The 19,010-nt window shown below is 64.5% G+C and carries 20 protein-coding genes and 1 tRNA gene; 7 read left to right on the top strand and 14 right to left on the bottom strand.

Annotated features, from left to right (window positions below; all coding sequences use genetic code 11):
- Window positions 1–558 precede the first annotated feature (558 nt).
- Window positions 559–1,140 carry a rhodanese-like domain-containing protein gene (locus DFK10_RS01890; protein WP_109385987.1) on the bottom strand — a complete coding sequence of 194 codons (582 nt, stop codon included), beginning with the start codon at window positions 1,138–1,140 and terminating at the stop codon, window positions 559–561.
- A complete protein-coding gene (locus DFK10_RS01885; RefSeq protein WP_109385986.1) occupies window positions 1,140–1,457 on the bottom strand; it encodes an antibiotic biosynthesis monooxygenase family protein in 318 nt (105 codons plus the stop codon). The genes DFK10_RS01890 and DFK10_RS01885 overlap by 1 nt, the downstream gene beginning before the upstream one ends.
- A 92-nt stretch (window positions 1,458–1,549) precedes the next feature.
- Between DFK10_RS01885 and DFK10_RS01880 the strand changes: the two genes are divergently transcribed.
- Window positions 1,550–2,248, top strand: a complete 699-nt coding sequence (locus DFK10_RS01880; protein ID WP_146193214.1) for a hypothetical protein — start codon at window positions 1,550–1,552, stop codon at window positions 2,246–2,248.
- Here the strand turns inward: DFK10_RS01880 and DFK10_RS01875 are convergent.
- Window positions 2,245–2,652 carry a universal stress protein gene (locus DFK10_RS01875; RefSeq protein WP_109385982.1) on the bottom strand — a complete coding sequence of 136 codons (408 nt, stop codon included), beginning with the start codon at window positions 2,650–2,652 and terminating at the stop codon, window positions 2,245–2,247. The genes DFK10_RS01880 and DFK10_RS01875 overlap by 4 nt on opposite strands.
- Window positions 2,653–2,714: 62 nt before the next feature.
- Window positions 2,715–3,092: a rhodanese-like domain-containing protein gene (locus DFK10_RS01870; protein ID WP_109385980.1), complete on the bottom strand. Its 378-nt coding sequence runs from the start codon at window positions 3,090–3,092 to the stop codon at window positions 2,715–2,717.
- 107 nt (window positions 3,093–3,199) lie between these two features.
- Here DFK10_RS01870 and DFK10_RS01865 point away from each other — a divergent pair, with 107 nt between their 5' ends.
- From DFK10_RS01865 to DFK10_RS01855, 3 genes are all read left to right on the top strand, one after another.
- Window positions 3,200–3,661 carry a YdcF family protein gene (locus DFK10_RS01865; RefSeq protein ID WP_109385978.1) on the top strand — a complete coding sequence of 154 codons (462 nt, stop codon included), beginning with the start codon at window positions 3,200–3,202 and terminating at the stop codon, window positions 3,659–3,661.
- 11 nt (window positions 3,662–3,672) lie between these two features.
- Window positions 3,673–4,152, top strand: a complete 480-nt coding sequence (locus tag DFK10_RS01860; RefSeq protein ID WP_109385976.1) for a HugZ family pyridoxamine 5'-phosphate oxidase — start codon at window positions 3,673–3,675, stop codon at window positions 4,150–4,152.
- 34 nt (window positions 4,153–4,186) lie between these two features.
- Window positions 4,187–4,262: transfer RNA gene (locus tag DFK10_RS01855), tRNA-Ala, on the top strand.
- 36 nt (window positions 4,263–4,298) lie between these two features.
- Here the strand turns inward: DFK10_RS01855 and DFK10_RS01850 are convergent.
- The 8 genes from DFK10_RS01850 to DFK10_RS01815 form a co-directional block, all read right to left on the bottom strand.
- Window positions 4,299–5,306, bottom strand: a complete 1,008-nt coding sequence (locus DFK10_RS01850; protein ID WP_109386040.1) for a TauD/TfdA dioxygenase family protein — start codon at window positions 5,304–5,306, stop codon at window positions 4,299–4,301.
- A gap of 93 nt (window positions 5,307–5,399) precedes the next feature.
- Window positions 5,400–6,254 (bottom strand): RDD family protein, encoded by an 855-nt coding sequence (locus DFK10_RS01845; RefSeq protein ID WP_109385974.1) that lies wholly within the window; start codon window positions 6,252–6,254, stop codon window positions 5,400–5,402.
- A complete protein-coding gene (locus DFK10_RS01840) occupies window positions 6,251–7,276 on the bottom strand; it encodes a stage II sporulation protein M (protein ID WP_109385972.1) in 1,026 nt (341 codons plus the stop codon). Before DFK10_RS01840 ends, DFK10_RS01845 begins: the two co-directional genes overlap by 4 nt.
- Window positions 7,276–8,592, bottom strand: coding sequence for a DUF58 domain-containing protein (locus DFK10_RS01835; RefSeq protein ID WP_109385970.1), 1,317 nt, complete (start codon window positions 8,590–8,592; stop codon window positions 7,276–7,278). The genes DFK10_RS01840 and DFK10_RS01835 overlap by 1 nt, the downstream gene beginning before the upstream one ends.
- A gap of 2 nt (window positions 8,593–8,594) precedes the next feature.
- On the bottom strand, window positions 8,595–9,551 hold the full coding sequence (locus DFK10_RS01830) for an AAA family ATPase (protein ID WP_109385968.1): 957 nt from the start codon (window positions 9,549–9,551) through the stop codon (window positions 8,595–8,597).
- Window positions 9,538–10,860, bottom strand: a complete 1,323-nt coding sequence (locus DFK10_RS01825; protein WP_109385966.1) for a hypothetical protein — start codon at window positions 10,858–10,860, stop codon at window positions 9,538–9,540. Before DFK10_RS01825 ends, DFK10_RS01830 begins: the two co-directional genes overlap by 14 nt.
- A complete protein-coding gene (locus tag DFK10_RS01820; protein WP_109385964.1) occupies window positions 10,850–11,611 on the bottom strand; it encodes a hypothetical protein in 762 nt (253 codons plus the stop codon). The genes DFK10_RS01825 and DFK10_RS01820 overlap by 11 nt, the downstream gene beginning before the upstream one ends.
- Window positions 11,612–11,646: 35 nt before the next feature.
- On the bottom strand, window positions 11,647–12,108 hold the full coding sequence (locus DFK10_RS01815; protein ID WP_109385962.1) for a DUF805 domain-containing protein: 462 nt from the start codon (window positions 12,106–12,108) through the stop codon (window positions 11,647–11,649).
- A gap of 213 nt (window positions 12,109–12,321) precedes the next feature.
- On the opposite strand from DFK10_RS01815, the gene DFK10_RS01810 reads away from it, so the two are divergent.
- From DFK10_RS01810 to DFK10_RS01800, 3 genes are read left to right on the top strand one after another with little or no spacing between them, the layout of a single operon-like run.
- Window positions 12,322–13,029: an ABC transporter ATP-binding protein gene (locus tag DFK10_RS01810; protein ID WP_109385960.1), complete on the top strand. Its 708-nt coding sequence runs from the start codon at window positions 12,322–12,324 to the stop codon at window positions 13,027–13,029.
- On the top strand, window positions 13,026–15,389 hold the full coding sequence (locus tag DFK10_RS01805; RefSeq protein ID WP_235866736.1) for an ABC transporter permease: 2,364 nt from the start codon (window positions 13,026–13,028) through the stop codon (window positions 15,387–15,389). Before DFK10_RS01810 ends, DFK10_RS01805 begins: the two co-directional genes overlap by 4 nt.
- A gap of 3 nt (window positions 15,390–15,392) precedes the next feature.
- A complete protein-coding gene (locus tag DFK10_RS01800) occupies window positions 15,393–16,628 on the top strand; it encodes an efflux RND transporter periplasmic adaptor subunit (protein ID WP_109385956.1) in 1,236 nt (411 codons plus the stop codon).
- Here DFK10_RS01800 and DFK10_RS01795 read toward each other — a convergent pair.
- Both DFK10_RS01795 and DFK10_RS01790 read right to left on the bottom strand, forming a co-directional pair.
- Entirely contained in the window at window positions 16,625–17,761 is a 1,137-nt protein-coding gene (locus tag DFK10_RS01795; protein WP_109385954.1) for an N-acetylglucosamine-6-phosphate deacetylase, read from the bottom strand. The two genes, DFK10_RS01800 and DFK10_RS01795, sit on opposite strands and share 4 nt — an antisense overlap.
- The gene (locus DFK10_RS01790; RefSeq protein WP_235866738.1) at window positions 17,754–19,010 is read right to left on the bottom strand and encodes a class II D-tagatose-bisphosphate aldolase non-catalytic subunit; all 1,257 of its coding nucleotides are present in this window, start codon (window positions 19,008–19,010) and stop codon (window positions 17,754–17,756) included. The genes DFK10_RS01795 and DFK10_RS01790 overlap by 8 nt, the downstream gene beginning before the upstream one ends.

Here is a 19,010-nt window from a genome sequence, read left to right as displayed (position 1 = left end):
GGGGAAGAAGGGCTCAAGACGCGCCATCTGCGCCTCCGTCAGCCAGAAAAGATCAGACATGGTCACCGCTCGTTTTTCGAACCGTGAATCACGCCGAAATGCGGAAATCAATGGGTCCTGACCCTAGGCAGCTCACCTGTAAAACCTGTCTTATTTGCAGCTGATTGGCAGAGATTACTGGGGCAGTGAATTAGCATTATCCTTAGATTAATTTGCGTTTACACCGCCAAAGCCGGCGCGCGCAGGGGCGGTTGGTTCGTTTGAACAGCGCACATAATGTCAGCCAAATTCGCACGACCTCCGAGCGCATCCCCAAGCTCAACCAGAAGGCCGCCGCATAGGGGCGCGTCGGCTTTGGCGCGGCGGCGCTGTGCGCCTTGAGTTCGCGCCAAGGCAAATTGGGATGCAGACCGCCCTAACGCACGACCCGCTGTCGGTATATACCCCTACACAAGCGGCACGAAGGGCACCCCGCAGCCTGCCAGTGCCAGGATCAGTCCCAGTGCCATCCATTTGCGCATTTGCTCGTCCTTTCCTAGGGGAAACCGGCGGGCCGGATCAGCTGCCCGGCACCACCGTCAGGCCCAGCATCTGCCAGTTCTGCATGCCGCCGCGATAGTAGTAGATCTTGTCCGCCGGGTAGCCGGCTTCGATCATGCGGCGGGCGGCAGTAGGAGACTGGCCGCACCACGGCCCGTTGCAGAACAGCGCCACGCGCGGCACGTCTGCGGGGCACTCGAAGCCCTCGAAGTCGATCGTGCAGCCCAGCTCACCCAGCCGATCGGCGGCCTCGAGGTAGGGCACGGACATCGCACCGGGGATCGTGCCTTCCTCGAACTGGCTGCGGATCCGGCCATCCATCACCACGGTCTCGCCATCTTGCAGGAATTCCATCAACTCCAGCTCGCCGATGGGCGTGACGCCCGGTGCCGGCACGATGGGCTGAATGCAGAAATTCGGACAGGGGCGCGAGGTCAGGGTCCAGTCCTCGCCGACGCGGTTGTCATTGTCCTGAACCCGGCCGATCTCGACCGGGCCGGAAGGGGTTTCCACCGTCACCGACATGGTATCGGGGGTAATGCCCACGGGCTCGGCCGCGGCCATGCCGGCCGTCAGGAAAAGGGCGATCAGAAAGCGCATCAGTATACCTCCGCTACGTCATACATTACGGGCTCGAAGCCCTTTGTCAGTTGGTTGATTTCCTTGTTGCGGCGGCGCATCTCGTCGGCGCGCAACATGGCCTGGAAATCCTCGCGCCGGGACCATTGGGAATAGTTGGCGATCCGGGTCTGGGCATCATTCACATGCAGGCCCGCCGAGATGAACCCCGGCTGTTTCGAGATCACCTCGGCATAGGCCGCGCGCAGCAGGTCCAGCACATCGTCGCAGATCGCCGGGTTGACCTCGAAGGTGGTGATCACGGTTTGGCAATCCTTGCCTTTTTCGATCCGGGTCATGGTGTTCTCCTTTTGACTCAGACTAGCCCCATCCGCCCCGGTCGGGTCAACGGATTCTGGCTTGGAATGTATTCTTGATATATTTTTCCCGCATGACGCGCATTCCTGTTCTGGGCCTTTTTGGCCTTTTGCTCGCCGCTCCGGCACATGCCGGGGCCTGGCTTCGCGAGGATGGGTCGGTTTTCCTCTCCTTCGGCGCCAACATTGCCCTTGGCGATGGCACGCAATCCCCGGTCAACCACGACCCGAGCCTTTACGTGGAATGGGGCGTGTCCCGAGACACCACTCTGGCCTTCAACAGTTTTGCCGGGAAGGCCGATGACAGCTACACGGTCGAGGCTCAGGTGATCCGCGCCCTGCCCCTTCCCGAAAGCTGGGGCGTGGCCTCGGTGTCGGGCCATATTGCCCTGCGCCAGTTCGAAACCGTGCAATACGACGCGACCGGCGCCGAGACCGACCAGTTGGACCGGCTGGCAGGGGTCGGACTGGCCTGGGGGCGCGGATTCGACCGGGGCTGGCTGAGCGCGGAGACACGGATCATGACCAACCTTGCCGACGGTCGGATCGAGGGCAAGCTGGACCTGACCGGCGGCTACGACATCGCGCCCGATTGGGCCGCGATGCTTCAGGTCCAGAGCGGGACCGGATATGCCGATGACCCCTATGCCAAGCTCTTGCCCTCGGTCATCTACCGGGTCAGCGACAGGCTGCGGCTCAATGCCGGTGTCACGCAAGCCCTGACCGGCGATCAGGGCACGGGGCTGTTCTTGGCTGGCTGGGTCGAGTTCTAGCGCAGCACGTGCACCGCGCATTTCGCGTGCCGAACAACCCGCGCCGCGGTGGAGCCCAGGAAATAATCCGAAAGGCCCGGCTGGTGCGAGGAGATCACGATCAGGTCGACGCCGTGGTCCTCGGCCCAGTCCAGGATAGAACGGCCCGCATGGCCCTTGATCACCTGCGCCTCGCCCTTGGCGAAATTCCCGGCCTTGCCTTCAAGGGCCGCTTCGATGGCGGCGCGTGTTTCCTTGTCATACCCCTCGGGAATGTAATTGACCGCATAGGCCGGCAATTCCTCCATCACATGCAGGAACGTGACCCGCGCGCCGGGTGCGGACAGGATATGGGCGATTTCCTCGGCCGGTTTCGTGGGATGGTCCCCGTCGAAGGCAACCGGAATCAGGATGTGGCTGTACATGGTTTTCCCTCCTCTGATGGCACCATGGTGCAGCAGCGGGGACCCCCCTGCCTTGATCCCGATCAGATATCGCGTTCCGTTTCGCCGTCGGCCTCGACCCAGTCCTTGTAGCCACCGAGGTTACGAACGTCGGCAAAGCCCATCGCCTTGAGCGTCTGCCCGGCCAGCGCGGCCCGTCCGCCCCCGGCACAATAGACGATCACGGTCTTGTCCTCGGACAGGGTGGAAGGCCGGTTCTCGGCGGATCCGACCTGGAATTCCAGCACCCCGCGCGGGATCGCGAGGGCGCCCTTGACCTTCCCGGCGGCGACTTCGACCGGCTCGCGCACATCGAGAAACACGGTGTCCTCGCGACCATGCAGGCGCTTGGCCTCAGCCGGCGAGATGGCAGGTACTTCGGCACGAGCAGCCTTGACCAGTTCTTCTACGGTTTTTGCCATGAGACCCTCGACGTTTTTGATTGCAGCGTTCGGTCCACGCTATCCCGGCTTTGCGCGGCACTCAATCGCTTGTTGGTGCCGTTTCGGCACCCGACTATGGTCAAGCCATGACAGAGGCGCTCATCCTCGGGGCCGGGGTCTGGTCCGACGGCCCGTCTCCCACACTTGTCCGCCGCAGTCGTCATGCGGCCGCGCTGTTCCATACGGGGCATGTCACGGCGCTGATCGCCTGCGGTGGTCTGGGCCGACATCCCCCGACCGAGGCCGAGGCGATTCGCAGCCTGTTGCTGGCAGAGGGCGTACCTGATGCGGCGATAAAGCTGGAAGAACGCTCGACCACGACCGGAGAAAACATCCGCTTTGCGCTACCGTTGTTGGCCGGGCGCGAGGTTCTGATCGTGACCGACTGGTATCACGCGCCCCGTGCTCGGTTGATCGCCCGCCGGGTCGGGTTGCATGCCACCAGCAGTGCGCCGCCGCGTCCGGGCGCCCGGCCGCTGGTCCAAGCAAAGGGCCTGTTACGTGAAATTCCCGCCTACCTGGCCTATCTGTTTCACATCAAATCCTGAACGAGCCACCCATGCCCAACCAAGATCCGTTTCGCCCGGTCGATGACGACGCCCTTGCCCTGTCCCGCGCGCTGTTGACCGGCGCATCCCACGGGGCATTGGGTGTCATCGACCCCGAAACCGGCGCGCCGATGGTGTCACGCATCGCCTTCGCGTTGATCGAGGAAACCCCACATACCCTGATCTCGGACCTTTCGCACCATTCCGGGGCCTTGCGCGCCAATCCGGATGCCTCGGTTCTGTTGGGGGAACCGGGGCCGAAGGGCGATCCGCTGACCCATCCGCGCCTGACGTTGCAGGCCAGGGCGGAGCCGGCCGACAAGGCGGCTTTGCGGACGGATTGGCTTGCGGCCTGTCCCAAGGCAAAACTCTACTACGACTTTGCCGATTTCAGTCTTGTCCGGCTGCGGCCCCTGTCGGCCCTGCTCAACGGCGGTTTCGGCAAGGCCTATCGCCTGACACCGGACGACCTGCGCCGCGCGCTTGCTTGACAGCCGGGGGACTCGGGGCCAAATAGGGCGCGTTGGGGCCGTAGCTCAGTTGGGAGAGCGCGTCGTTCGCAATGACGAGGTCGTCGGTTCGATCCCGATCGGCTCCACCATTTTCTCAACAGGCGCGGCAGGTTAGAGGAGTCGGTTCAGTTCCTCATCGGAATTGCGTCGTCCCACCGAAAGCCGATGCCGCCGCCTTGCCACACGCCTTGCCCAAAGGGGTTGTCCGCGTCGATCCTGACATGTTGCGGCAAACCGAAACCCGGCGCGAGGGCATGGGTCCCGCGCACGGTGCTTCGGTGCATGATCCGCAGCCCTTGTTTCTCGACCGGCATATGGGCCTCGGGCGCGGCCCGATGTGCGATGGCAAGGTTATCGATGAAGACGCAGTCGTTCTTTTCGTATTCAAAGGCCGTGGCATAGCCGTTCTCGAAACCGGCATTCAGAATTTCGTTGTAGGTCCTGCAAATCTGCCGCATTTCATCCGCCTCAAGAAGGCGGAACCCCTCATCGCCAGGCAGCTTCTCTATGATCGCGCCGGTCATTCCGAGGTGCAGCCAGATGGATTTCTGTCCCGATAGCGGATGCTCATGCACCAACGGATGCACGACACCCGAGGCCGAGTTTACCGAGGACAGCCGCCCCCAGCGCTCTTTGAGGTCTTCCGGCAGGGCGGCGTAAGCCATCCCTTGATGGGCGAAATGGGTTCCGCCGCCATGCTCCGCAGGCCGGATGATGTGATAGCCCGAATGGGAAAAGGTCGCCGGCAAGAAACTTCCGTCGTTGTGCCATTGCGGGCCCACGTCCGGGATGCCGTGGCGCCGATCATTGGACAGGCGGAAAATATGCGGGTTTCCATTGGGCGTCTCCGGATGGACCCCATGGGTGCTGTGCAGGTCGCGACCGCCCCACCAGCAACTGGCACGCAGAAAATCCTCCGCGTCGATTTCCCTGTCGTTCTTGAAGACAAGGAAACCCGCCCGTGCCATCTCCAGTTCCAGTGCATCCAGAACCTCTCGTGGGGGCGGGTTTTCGGCCCCGAGGTCTATGCCGCGCACCTCGGCCCCGATCGGGTTCAGTGGTCGGATTTCGCCCCCGAACTCTTCGACCCGAGACTTGTGGGATGGATCAATGTTCAGACTCTCATGGCTCACTTGGGTCAATTCTGGCCCCCTTTCGTCTGTCCCTTCGACCTAGGAAGCCTGAAGCGCGACGTAAAGTGGGGCCGGCCAGAGGACCGTTCCGTCCTACGATCCGGTCTTGTGGAACTTGTCTTCGCGGGTGTCGCCGAACAAATGGCGGCTTTCGAGGAATTCGCGCTGCTGGCGGTAGAAATCCGTCAGGAAATCCCATTCATCGCGTGCCGCGACATCTTCCTCGAACTTGATCTTGCGGCGGATCGTGTGCACCACGTCCGAGACACGCTGGCGCTGTTCCTCCGTCTTGGGACGGTTGCGCAGGATCTGTTCCAGGGTCTGCAATTCGAACCGACCATAGACATCGAGCTGTTCCGGCTGGAAAACGAACCCGACACCCGCAGTGCTCTGTGTCGCCGCGAGGTCCGGCAATAGAACGGCCGTGGGCTGGTCGACCACGAGCGTGCCGGCGATCATGTCACCCAGCCTTTGGCGGCGCTTGTTGAAGAGTGGCACGCAGAGAACAAGGATCATCCACAACGTCAGCGCCAGCCCGACCCATCCGCTTTGGAAACTCCCGCTCAGAAGGGTCGTGGCCGGCATGAAGACCTCGACCTCTTTCATCAGGTTGCGGGCGACGATCTGGTGCGGCGTCAGGCGCTGTCCGTCGGCGCTGATCACCTTGATCCTGACGATCCGCTTGCCGATCGTGCGCCCGTTCCAGACCAGTTCGGACAGGATGTAATATGGCACCCGGATCAGGAAGACCAAAAGAAAGAACAGGGTGGCCAGCATCGACCAATCCAGCACGTTCGCCCAGATCAGGGCCCAGAACAGCAGGAAAAGTCCTCCAAACGTGATGAGGATATCCAGTGCCTGCGCTCCGAAGCGCGCCCCGCCCGAGGCGATTTCCAGCCGGATCGGCACCGCTTCGGGGGGCAGAATATTCGCTGGGCGGCCGATCATGTGTCCTGCCCCACTGTGTCGCGCCCGGCCAGAAGCAGCCAGGCCAGCCATGCCGCGCCGATACCCCAGCCGATCAGCAGACGCATCTGGGTGGTTTGAACGAGCTGCCGCAGGAAGCCTTCGATGATCGCCGCCGCGATCAGCATCAGCCCAGCCAGGATGACCAGCTTGACCGCATCGCGCCCGCGCTCACGCAGGGCCTCGCGCCGGGTCATGTTGCCGGGCAGGATCACCGCCAACCCCAGCTGCGCCCCTCCGGCGGCGGCGAGGCAGATGGCAGACAATTCCGTGACACCGTGGATCGACAGCCAGCCGAACAGCTCATAGCCAAGCCCGGCTTCGTGGAACATCGCGTAGAACGCGCCCAGGATCAGTCCGTTGTAAAAGGTGAGAACGAAACTGGGCAGGGTCGCGAAGATGCCCAACGCAAAGATGAAGATCGCGATGCGGGTGTTGTGCGAGAACAGGAATGTCGCGAATGTGCCAAGCCTTTCGCCATCGCGGCCCCCATCTTCGAACAAGGTGCTGCGCAGATAGGCCTCGGACGCACCGGGCACCCGGCCATCGGACAGGCCTGACGGCACGAAGGTGAAGAACCAGCTTGTATCCTGCTGGTAGAGCATGAAACCCACGAAGCCGCCCAGCACCATGGCCAGGAACCCGATGATGAGTGCAGTCGTCGAGCGGCGCACCGCCTGCGGAATGCCGTGGGTGAAAAGCCGCTGAAGCACACCCGTCACGCTTTCCTGCGGTGCATAGACCACCAGATAGGCGCGGGCACACAGCGCTTCGAGGTAGTCCAGCAATGCCTTGTCCATCGAGATCGACCGCGCCACCGATAGGGAATTCATCGCCTGCCGGTAGAGGCTGGCCAGCGCCACGGCATCGTCATAGCCCAAGGCCGCCATGCCCGATTTCTCGGCTTGGGCCACCAGTTGCTCCAGCCGGCGCCAGCCCTCCTCACGTTCGGCGCGGAACCGGGCCGAACGGATCAGGTCATCGTTCTTTGCATCGGGCTGCATCAGATGAGCTCCTGCGACTTGATATCGATATAGCGCGAGATCAGCCCGGCGGTCAGACGGTCCGGCGTGGTATCCAGGCACAGAATGCCCAATCGGCGCAGACGGTCCAGAACGGCCTGCCGTTCCTGCAGCATCTGCCGGGCCGAGACCGCCTCGGCGATGCGGCCCATCGAGATGTCCTCCGGGTGGATCAGGGCCTCAAGCTCCGGGTCGCGCAGCACTACGTAAAGAACAAGATGCTGGCGCGAGATGACGGCAAGGTTCTCGACCAGCAATTCCACCGTCACGCTATCGACGAAGTCCGAAAACACGACGACAAGGGAACGACGGGTCAGCACACCGTTCAGATGGGTCAGGCCCAACGTGTGATTGGTCTCGGCCGTCTCTGCCTCCAGTTCGACGCTGCGTTTCTGGACGTGACCGAAGGCACGGCGCCCGGGGCGTGGCGGGATGAATTGCTGCGGGCGACTGGCGAAATTGTAGAAGCCCACATTGTCGCCACCCAATGCCCCGGCCCATGTCAGCGCAAGCGAGGCATTGATCGCGTGATCGAGCTTGCGCAGCTTGCCGATGCGTTCGGCCATCAGCTGGCCGCTATCGACGCACAGGATGATCTGGTGATTGCGTTCGGCCCAGGTTTCGCGCGCCACCAGGTCGCGCATCCGCGCCGAGCGTTTCCAGTCGATGCTGCGCGGGTCCATACCCGCTTGAAAGTCGCGCAACTGGTGGAATTCCGACCCCTCGCCGCGCAGCTTCATGTCCTTGAGACCGTCAAGCAACGGCAGCATCTGGCTCTGGATCTCGCCATTCAGGACGGGGGCGACATCCGGGACGATCTCGATGGACAGATCAAGCGGCCAAGCGGGCAGCACCTCGAACAGGCCCAGCGCCGACGCATAGCGCATGGACAGACGCGAAAGGTGTCCCACCCCGCGCTCTTGCAAGGTCACTGGCAGTTCGCACGCCAGATCGGCCTTGCCGTGCCCGGGTATTTCGACCCAAGTCGCGGATCTCGGGGCGAGCCGCTGGTCATGGGTCAGGCGCAGCTCGATCCGGCGCGGCAAGGAACGACGGCGCGAGGCAATGCGCAGACCCAGCATCACGTCATGCCCGACAAAGCCCGTGTCCGGCAGGTCAGCCTCGACCTGAAGGTTCTTGGCCCCATGCGACAGGGCCAGGTCGCAGATCGCCAGCACGACCAGAACAGCCCAAAGCGCGCCCGCCATGACCCCGCCGTCCAACCGGTAGACCCCGATCAGGACGGTGGCAGCGGCCAGTGCAAGCACCAGCGCGACAAGGCGGCGAGACGGGCGCATCCTTAGCGCGGCGCGTTCGTGCGGTTGATGATCGCGGCCAGCACATCGTCGGGCGTGCGGCCCTCGATCTCGGCGGTCGGCCCCAGAACCAGACGATGCCTTAGGGCGGGCACCAGCAGTGCCTGCACGTCATCCGGAATGGCATAGTCCCGCCCATCCAGCGCGGCACGGGCCCGCACGGCACTGGCAATTGCATCAGCGGCGCGGGTCGAGGCGCCATGTTGCACCTCGCCATCATCGCGGGTGCCCCGCACGAGATCGACAATGTAGGTCAGGATCGTGTCATCCAGCCGGATAGAATCGACCAGCTCATGCCCGGCCCGCAGCGTCGGGCGGTCCATCACCTTGCGCAGCGCCTTGCGCCCGCCATCCGCATCCAGTGGCAGGCTTGCATTGCGCTTGAGAATATCGATCTCGGCCTTTCGGTCGGGGAAATCCACCAGCACCTTGAAGAGAAACCGGTCCAGCTGCGCCTCGGGCAGCGGGTAGGTGCCGTGCTGCTCGATCGGGTTTTGCGTCGCAATGACGAAGAAATCGGGACCGAGCGGGTAGTTTGTTCCGTCGATCGTCACTTCCCGTTCGTTCATGGCCTGCAGCAGCGCCGATTGGGTCTTGGGCGGGGCGCGGTTGATCTCATCGGCCAGAAGGATGTCGGTGAAAACCGGGCCCTTGGTCAGCCGGAATTCATTGGTCTCGAAATCGAACAGGTTCACACCCAGAACGTCGCCGGGCATCAGATCGGGCGTAAATTGAACCCGTCCGAAATCCAGGTCGATCACCTGCGCAAGGCAACGCGCCAGAAGCGTCTTGGCTGTGCCCGGCGGCCCCTCCAACAGGCAATGCCCGCGGGCAAAGACCGAGATCAGCAGCATGTCGATCAAGGGCTCCTGCCCTTGCACGACCGACGAGATCTCCTTGCGGATGTCATCCGAGAGCTTTTGAAATTCAGACAGGTCCATGATGTTCCACTACTTTTGCCAAAAGGGAATGATACTGCCCCAGCATTCGGTTCAACTGGGCCGGGGGCATGCCGGGGGCATTGTCGATGAGGTTGCGGGCACAGGCACCGAAGTCACGGGCGAGATCGGGGTCGCGGCGGGCCAGCAAGGACATGAACCGCGCCTCGGCCTCGCCGCCAAGGTCACGCCCGAAACTGCGCGCGGCCAGGTCTTGAAGCTGGGCGCGGACGAAATCCGACACCATGCGCCCATCGTTACCGGACAATCGCAGAAGACGCGCCTTGGCCGCGATGGCTGCGCGCTTGGACGTGTCGCGGCCCTGCCCGGCCGCCGGCCGGATCGGACCGAACCGCAGCGCGCCGCGCCAGAACAGCACCGCCAGCACGATCAGTAGCGCCGCCCAGAACAGGGTGAATGGATAATCGAAGAACCGCTCCAACTCTTCGAAGCCACGGTCGTAGTCCTGACGCTCGTCGCCGCGGTCCAGACGGGTCAACAGATCGGGGCTGCGGTCAATATAGATCGGGTTGGTGTCGGCACCGCGCAGATCCGCCAGGAGATCAAGCGCAAAGGCCGCGTTGTCCGCCACGGCCAACCCGTGATTGTTCAGGGTATCCGGGTCCGAGGCGAAATAGGCGCGATGGCTGGCCTCGGCCAAGGGACAGGAGACCACCAACGACCCCAGGCCATAGCCGACCTCGGCCCGACACTGCGCGGGCAGAGTCGAGGGATTGAAGACCTGGGCGTGGAACAGGGCCAGATCATGGCCGCCTTGATTGTCCTCGTAGAACTCGGCCACGCCGCGGACCAGCTCGACCCCCGAAATATCCAGTTGGCCGATCAACCGCTCGATCCGGGCCAATGGGATCAAGGACTGCTCATGGGCAACCTCGGTCTCGACCATCGCACCATTCCACTTGGGCAGCAGAACCAGTGTCGGGATTTCCTCCAGCTTGGTGCGCAGGTTGGTGGCCGTGATGTCCCGCAGGGTTTCCGCGCCAGCCGGGTCGTCGCGCTTTTCCCTGTCAGCATGAAAGCCCGTCAAATCAAGGTCGTAAAGCGGCAATACGCGAAACGAAAGATCGGCTACCGCCGGCGACAGGCGGGGATGCGAATTGGTCACGGCGATGTCGTTTCTATCCAGCCAGGCCCCCAGCCCTTGAACCCCTATCGGGGACCGGTCGATCTGCCGATCACCGAAGATGCCGGACTGCGTCACGAGCAGCAGCAGGCCGGCCAGCAGCAGCGCACCGACAACCAGGAACGGGCCCTTTCCCGCGCGTGTATCCTGCGGCGCGCTATCCGACATGGCGCCCCCTGTCCGCATCGGGTCCCAGGATCCGCCGCCCGATCTCGATCGAGCCTGCGAAGTCGGATTCCGTCACCGGGCGGCCACCGTAGTGCGCCAGTTCCGTCTTGCGCAGCAACGCCTTGAGCAAGTCATGCAGCGGCCAGGATGCGGGCAGGCGACGAAAGGCCAGACGTTCGGTATCCGAGCGCGCGAAGCGCGTTTGCGTCTGCCCCGCCGCCGCCAGCAGGCAATGCCGCAACAACAGGACCAGTGCGGCGCTGCGGTCCTCCATCGCGGCAATCCGTTCGAGCAGACTGCGCGGATCGCCCGGCGCGGTATCTTCACCCATGTCCCAGTCCGTCGGGGCTTGGGCAACCGGCGCGTCCTCGGGTTCGCGGCGCAAGAGCGTTCCAGTGCCCCCGAATTTCAGCCAAAGGAACAGGCCCGCTACAAGTACGAGCACGACCAGGAACACGCCCATACCACCGAGGTCCAAGGCTGGCGGAGCCAGCCGGGCATCGGGCGAGAGATCGGTCCGGTCGCGCAGCTGTCTGCCCGAGGACAGGTTGCCGTCGATCCGCTGCGCATAGACCGGCTCCGTCGAAACTCTATAGCGCACCGCGAGGTCGCGGTAATCCGCGGACTCGGTGCCGCGCGGGGCCTCAACGCTGTCCAGGATGCGGAATCCATCCGTTTCGACCGTTGCCTGATCCGACTGCGCCAGCAACGAACCGGGCACCAGCGCGGCACCCAGGACGAGAGCCGCCAATGGCCGCCCGCGTGGCTGCGCCCCGCACCTTGGCATCAGGCGAAGATTTCGGCGCTGTTTTCGGCCCGCAGGGGGTCGGGTCCATACTTGTTGTCGCCGTCCGTTCCCCTCAGCACGGTGATAACCAGCCCAACGATACTCGCGACAAATCCAACAAACGGAACGTTGGACAGGATAATGATCGCCAGGACCCACCAGCCCGAGAGGTTGCGGTCATGAAAACGGCGCACCTGGGCGGCGATCGCGGGAATGAAGAAGAACAGAAAGACGATCCCGAGAACCACCAAGGACACGATCCCGGCGGTCTCCATCCCGGTCGCGGGCCCACCGACCAAGCTGTCATCGAGACCGAAGAACAGCAGCATGACCAGGAAGAGGGCGATCAGAACACTCCACTGGAACAGGATGAACCACCAGTATTCAGACCGGGTCGCCCGCCCGGACAAGGTGAAGTATTTTTCCCGGATACAGGTCCGCACCGCGTCTTTGAAACCCATGAAACATCTCCGTTAACCAACAAGTCCAGATTGCAGACCCCCGCGTTGGCGACAAGGGGCACTGCGGTGATTTCAACCCCGTGTTGCGCATTGAATGCGGCGGGAACACGCCCGATCCGGGAAAAGACTGGGGCGGCTGTCCGATATACCGTTGATCTGGATCAGGGAGTGTCGTGGGATCGGCCCCTAAGGTGAAACGTGAAGGAGCAAGGCGTGAGCGAACCGGCTTTCAGAACGACCGATCTGACCAAGACCTATGGCGAGGGCGACGGTGCCGTCCACGCCCTGCGCGGTGTCGACCTGGAGATTCCAGCCGGCGAGGTCGTGGTGCTTCTCGGCCCCAGCGGATCGGGCAAGTCGACGTTGCTCAATATCCTTGGCGGGCTGGACCGGGCCAGCACCGGAGAGGCCCTTTACAAGGGCCAGGACATTACCGCGATGACCGACCGGCAGCTGACCCGATACCGTCGGGCGCATGTGGGTTTCGTTTTTCAATTCTATAACCTGATGCCCAGCCTGACGGCCCGCGAGAATGTCGAGCTTGTCACCGAGATCGCGGACGATCCGATGGCAGCGGACGAGGCCCTGCACCTGGTCGGCCTGAACGAGAGGATCGACCATTTCCCGGCGCAATTGTCCGGCGGCGAACAACAGCGTGTGGCCATCGCCCGGGCTGTTGCCAAGCAACCGCAAGTTTTGTTCTGCGATGAACCCACAGGTGCGCTGGACAGCACCACGGGCCGCAAGGTGCTCAAGGTGCTGACCGAGGTGAACGCGAAACTGGGCACCACCGTATTGATCGTGACCCATGCGGCGGCAACGGCCGATCTGGCGCATCGCGTGATCCATTTCGCAGACGGCCGTATCCGTGACGTCATCACCAACAAGACGCGCAAGACCGCAGAGGAGATCCACTGGTGAGTCCCCTCACCCATAAGCTGCTACGCGATCTGTGGCGCATGAAGGGACAGGCGATCGCCATCGGGCTGGTGATCGCGATGGGGGTCATGCTTCAGGTGATGATGTCGGGCCTCGTGACCACCCTGGAGGGCACCCGAGACGCCTATTACGACCGATACCGCCTGACGGATGTCTTTGCGCCGGTGACGCGCGCGCCCGCGCACCTTGTCGCTTCGCTAGGCCAGATCGATGGCGTGGCCCGCGTGCAGGACCGTGTCGTCGGCGCGGCACTGGTTGACATCCCGGACCGCGCCGCCCCCGTACAGGCCCAGGCGGTGTCGCTACCCGCAGATGGCGCCGCGGCATTGAATGCAACCTACCTGTCCGCAGGGCGGATGCCCGACCCCGCGCGCCCGGACGAAATCCTGCTGGTCGAGGGGTTCGCCAAGGCCCATGGCCTTGCACCCGGCGACACGCTCGTCGCGACACTGAATGGCACCCGTCGGGCCCTGTCGATCGCCGGCCTGGCCCAATCGCCCGAGTTCCTCTACATCGCCGCGCCCGGCGAAATGGTGCCCGATGACAGCCGTTTCGGCGTCATCTGGATGGGGCGCGATGCCATGGCCGCGCTTTTCGACATGGGCGGCGCTTTCAACGAAGCCCTGTTCGCCTTGACACGTGAGGCGAACAAACCAGCCGTCCTCGCCGAGATCGACCGCATTCTCGACCCTTATGGCGGGCGCGGGGCCTACGGGGTCGAGGACCAGTATTCCAACCAGTTCGTCAGTGAGGAAATCCGCGGCCTCAAGGGTTCTTCCAATACAGTGCCGCCCTTGTTTCTCGCGGTGGCGGCCTTCCTGCTCTACATCGTGATCGGACGGATGGTGCAGTCCGAACGCGAAGAAATCGGTTTGCTGAAGGCCTTTGGCTATACCAATGCCGAAGTCGGCGCGCACTACCTGAAGCTGGTGTTGATCATCGCCACCGGCGGGGCGCTTCTGGGCTGCCTGCTGGGCATCGCCGGGGGGCGCGGGATGGTGCAGCTCTACCTGCAGTATTTCAAGTTCCCATTCCTGCTGTTCCGGCTCGACCCGGCCTCGTTCGCCATTGGTGTGATGGCCAGTATCCTCGCGGCATCGGGCGGCGGCCTGCTGGTGTTGCGCCGGGTCTTCGCGCTGACGCCTGCCGATGCCATGCACCCGCCAGCCCCGGCAGACTACAGCCGCAGCGGCCGTATCGGGCAGGGTATCGCCAACTTGCTGGACCAACCCTCGCGCATGGTGCTGCGCCGGATCACCCGGCAGCCCGTGCGCATGGCCGGGGCGATGATCGGCATCGCCTGCGGCATGGCCCTGTCCGGCTCGATGCTGTCCACTTTCATCGCCTTCGAGGACACGCTGGACACCACTTTCACGGTGATCGACCGGTCGGACCTGACGATCAGTTTCGCAGGACCCGTCCAACGGGCCGCGCTACATGAAATCGCCACCCGTGAGGGGGTCTGGCAGATCGAACCGGTGCGTTTCGTCCCCGCCATTCTGCGCAACGGGCGGCATACCCATCGCGGCTCGATCCAGGGTCAGCCGACCGATGCGTCACTGTCGCGCGCCATCGACACCAACAAGCAGGCCATCCCCATGCGCGAGGACGGGCTGATCCTGTCCACGACGCTGGCCGCCAAGCTGGAGATCCGCGCCGGTGACACGGTCACGGTCGAGGTGCGCGATGGCCGCCGCCCGACCCTCGCATTGCCGGTGGCCGCCATCGCGGACAGCTTTTTCGGCACCCCCGCCTTCATCGAACTGGGGGCGCTCAACCGTGCGCTCAAGGAACCGGGCCGCGTCACCGGCGCTTACCTGCGCATCGATCCGGGCAAACGCGACGAGATCACCCAATGGCTCAAGGGCCTGCCCATGGTCGCCGGTGTCTCGATCAAGGCCGAGGCGGAAACCGCCTTTCGAAAGGTGATGAACGAAGGGGCCGGATCGTCGCGCTACGTGATGGGGGTGCTGGCCTTCGTCATAACTTATGGCATCGTCTACAACGCCGCCCGCATCGCCCATGCCGAACGCGCCCGCGATCTCGCAAGCCTGCGGGTCCTGGGTTTCACCAAGGGTGAAGCCGCTTTCGTGCTGCTGGGCGAGCTGGCCGTCATCACGCTGGTCGCCCTGCCCATCGGCACGCTTTTGGGGCATGGCTTGTCACAGTTGATAATGGCCGCCTTTTCAACCGACATCTATACGATCACGCTGGGTTTCGAGCCCAGCGCCTACGGCAATGCCGCCCTTGTGGTCTTGTCGGCGGCGCTGGTTTCGGGCCTTCTCGTGAAGCGTGACCTGGACCGCGCAGACCTGATCAGCGCCCTGAAGACAAGAGAGTGACCAATGGCCCGCGCCAAGACGAAATCCCGCCTGGTTCTGACCCTGCTTGCCGCCGTGATCGTCGGAGGCGCGCTGACGGCCGCGTTCTGGCCCCAGCCCACCTTGGTCGATATTGCCGAGGTGACGCGCGGCCCGATGCAGGTGACCATCGACGAAGACGGGCGCACCGAGGTCCACGAGATCTACGTGGTTTCGACCCCGGTCGCTGGGATGCTTCAACGCGTGACTGTCGAAGCGGGTGATCCGGTGATTGCGCGGGAAACCGTCGTGGCACAGATGCGGCCGACCAACCCCGCGGCGCTGGACGTACGCACACGCGAGCAGGCCCTGGCGGCCGTCGATGCCGCGCAGGCCGCCCTACGCGTGGCCGAGGCGGACCGCAATTCTGCCGCCGCCGCCAATGAACTGGCTGAAACCGATTTGAACCGGGCCCGTCAACTGGCCGAGAGCGGCACGGTCAGCCGGGCGGCGCTGGAGCGGGCCGAGACCAATGCCCGCGCGACCGAAGCCGCGCTCCAGACCGCCGAGGCCGCGATCGCCATGCGTCAGGCCGAACTGGCCAACGCCCGCGCGCAACTGATCGGCTTCGACGACCTGGCCCTGTCCGAACCGGTCGACAACGGCTTTGAGGACTCGATCCCCCTGCACGCCCCCATCGACGGCCGCATCCTGCGCGTGGTGCAGGAAAGCGAGGCGGTGCTGCCCGCCGGGGCGCCGGTGCTGGAGATCGGCAACATCGAAACCGGGTTGGATGTGGTGGTCGACCTGATCTCGTCCGATGCCGTGCAGGTCAGCCTGGGCGACCCAGTCCTGATCGAGGATTGGGGCGGCGCTACGACCTTGCATGGCACGGTCTCCCGCATCGCGCCGTCCGCTGTCACGAAGGTCTCGGCGTTGGGGGTCGAGGAACAGCGCGTCAGCGTCGAAGTCTCCTTCGACACACCCGCCGAGGACCGCGCCAGCCTTGGCCACGGGTTCCGCGTCGAGGCACGGATCGTGATCTGGCAGGACGAGGATGCCCTGAAACTGCCCAGCGCGGCCCTGTTCCGCGATGGCGATGGCTGGGCGGTCTTCACCGTCGATGACGAGGAGCTTGCCCAGCTTACCGCCGTGGAACTGGGTCGCAACAACGGGATCGAGGCGCATGTCCTGTCAGGGCTGGCCGAAGGCGACCGCGTTGTCCTCTACCCATCAGCGGGACTCGCCGCCGGGGACCATGTAGCGCCAAGGGACGGCTAGGCGCGGACCGTGGCCGGCAACCTGTCGACCAGCGATCCGGCAGGGTGCATCTCAGCATCCAGCACGATCAGATCGCCCAAGGCCCGACCCTCGATCTTTGTCAGATCATCCCGCCCGATCAACCGGGCCGGCACCGTCAAGGCCATTTTCAAGGCTTCATCAGGGTCTAGGCCCAGGACATTCACCAACCGCGCGACGCCCATCGCCTGAGTCAGGTGCGCGCCGGCCAGCGAGCCTTCGGAATTGACCAGCCGCCCGTCCTGCAGGCGCAGATCCTGCCCGTAGAGCGAGAATTGATCCGGTCCGCCCACGGTCGGCATGGCGTCCGAGACAAGAAACATCCGGTCCGGAACCGGCCGCGCGCGCAGGGCCAGCGCGATCATCTCGTCAGCGACGTGGATGCCATCGGCGATGATCCCGGCATGGGCGGTCGAATTGATCGCCGCGCCCACCACGCCCGGCGCGCGGTTCAGCATCGGCGACATGGCGTTGAACAGGTGGGTGAAGCAGCTGGCACCGGCCTCCAGCGCAGTGCGCGTTTCCTCGGCGCTGGCATCGGAATGGCCGATCGACACCACGGCCCCTGTCCCGGCCAACGCGGCAATGTCCTGCGGGCTGGCGGCCTCGGGGGCCAGCGTGATCATCACCGGAATATCCGCCGCGCGCAGACGGCGCACATGCTCCAGTGTTGCGGGGTCGAACGGGCGCACATGGGCCGAGGCATGGGTGCCCCGGCGCGGGACCGAGATATGCGGCCCCTCGATATGCAGCCCCAGCAGCCCCGGACGCCCCTTGGCGGCCAGCGCGGCCGCGACCGCCTGGTCAAGCACCTCGGGGGTGTCGGTGATCACGGTGGGCAGGATGCCGACCGTGCCCAGGGCGCGATGGGCTTCCGCGATCCTCTCCATCCCCTCGACGGTCGGGGTCGCGTTCAGCAGAACGCCCCCACCCCCGTTCACCTGAAGGTCGATGAACCCCGGCGAGACGATCCCGGGAACGCGTATGCTGTCCGCCGGCACCTGCCCGGCCGGGACAACCCCGGCCACATGGCCATCAACCACGTGCAGGGCCAGGCCATCACGCAGTGTCTCGCCATCGAAAAGCCGATCGGGGCAGAACCATGTCTCAGTCATCGCTGCCCCCTTGATCGCCGAAGAAGTAGGGATCAAGCGCAATCTGGATCTGTGCGTCGATCAACCGCTGGACCTGTGGCCCGGATAGCGCCTCGGCCCGGTCGAGGACCGCCGGGGCGAAGACCTGCCACAAGAGCGGGTCCGGCAACGGTGCCTCGGAGACCCGCGCACGCAGCTCGGCCACTGCCGCCTGCGCCTTGGGCGCGGGCCAGTAATAGCGAATGCGATCGGCCAGCCCGGCATGCCGCGCGATACGGTCACCTTCCGCATAGTGCCCCTGCCAATAGCCCGGATCGGCCTGCATCACCTCTTCCATCACTTCGATCAGCCCCACCGCACGGCCCGCGATGACCAAGGCCGCATCCAAGGCATAAAGCGCCTCGCGATAGGCGAAGGTCAGCGCCGGTCCGACCTTCTGGAAGGCAAAGCCGAGCGCGGCCAGACGCGGGTAGGCGGCAGGGTGCTGGTAATCGGTCGAATGCGCCTCAAGGCAAAGGCCGGGCCATGACATGGCAACCTCCCGCAGGCCCGGATCACGGTCCATGGGCAGATGATGCACCTGCATGGGCGAGAATTCGACCCCCGGCTGCACGACCAGCCCCGCGACGCGGGGAATGATCTCGGCCAGCCCGGCAGCCTCGAAGGCCCCTTGATGCGCAGCCAGCGTGGCGGCCGCGGCGGCGGGCGTGGTGGCGGGAATATCGCCGGCCTCGTCGATGCGGGCGCCCCCGGGGGGCGGCACCTCGGTGCCGATGACGTAAAGCAGGCCCTCGGGGGGCATCGCTTCTTCGCAAACACGCGCCAATTCCGCCGACCGCTGCGCCGTCACCGCATCGGGCAACTGCGCAGCCTCGCCAGCACAGCCCTCGGAGCAATCCAGATGGATCTTGGCGAACCCGGCGCGCGCATAGTCGGCCACAAGCGTCCGCGCCTTGTCCATCGCGACCTCGGCGGGCAGCTTGCGCCAGGCCTGTGGGCCAAGGTGATCGCCCCCCAGCACAAGCCGGGCGCGGTCGACACCAAGATCGTCGGCCATGCCCCAGACAAACCCGGCGAAATCCGCAGGCGTCATGCCCGTATAGCCGCCATCCTGGTTCACCTGGTTGCTCGTCGCTTCGATCACCAATGGGCGGTCCAGCGCCTCGGCCCGCAGCATCGAGGCGCGCAGCACGTCAGGCTGGGCCGAACAGACCGAGGGCACAGCCACCGCCGCCCCGGCCCGGTTGCGGGCCACGATATCGCGCAGCAT

Source organism: Salibaculum griseiflavum, assembly GCF_003129565.1.
Taxonomy (GTDB): domain Bacteria; phylum Pseudomonadota; class Alphaproteobacteria; order Rhodobacterales; family Rhodobacteraceae; genus Salibaculum; species Salibaculum griseiflavum.
This window is presented reverse-complemented; position numbering and strand designations above follow the sequence as displayed.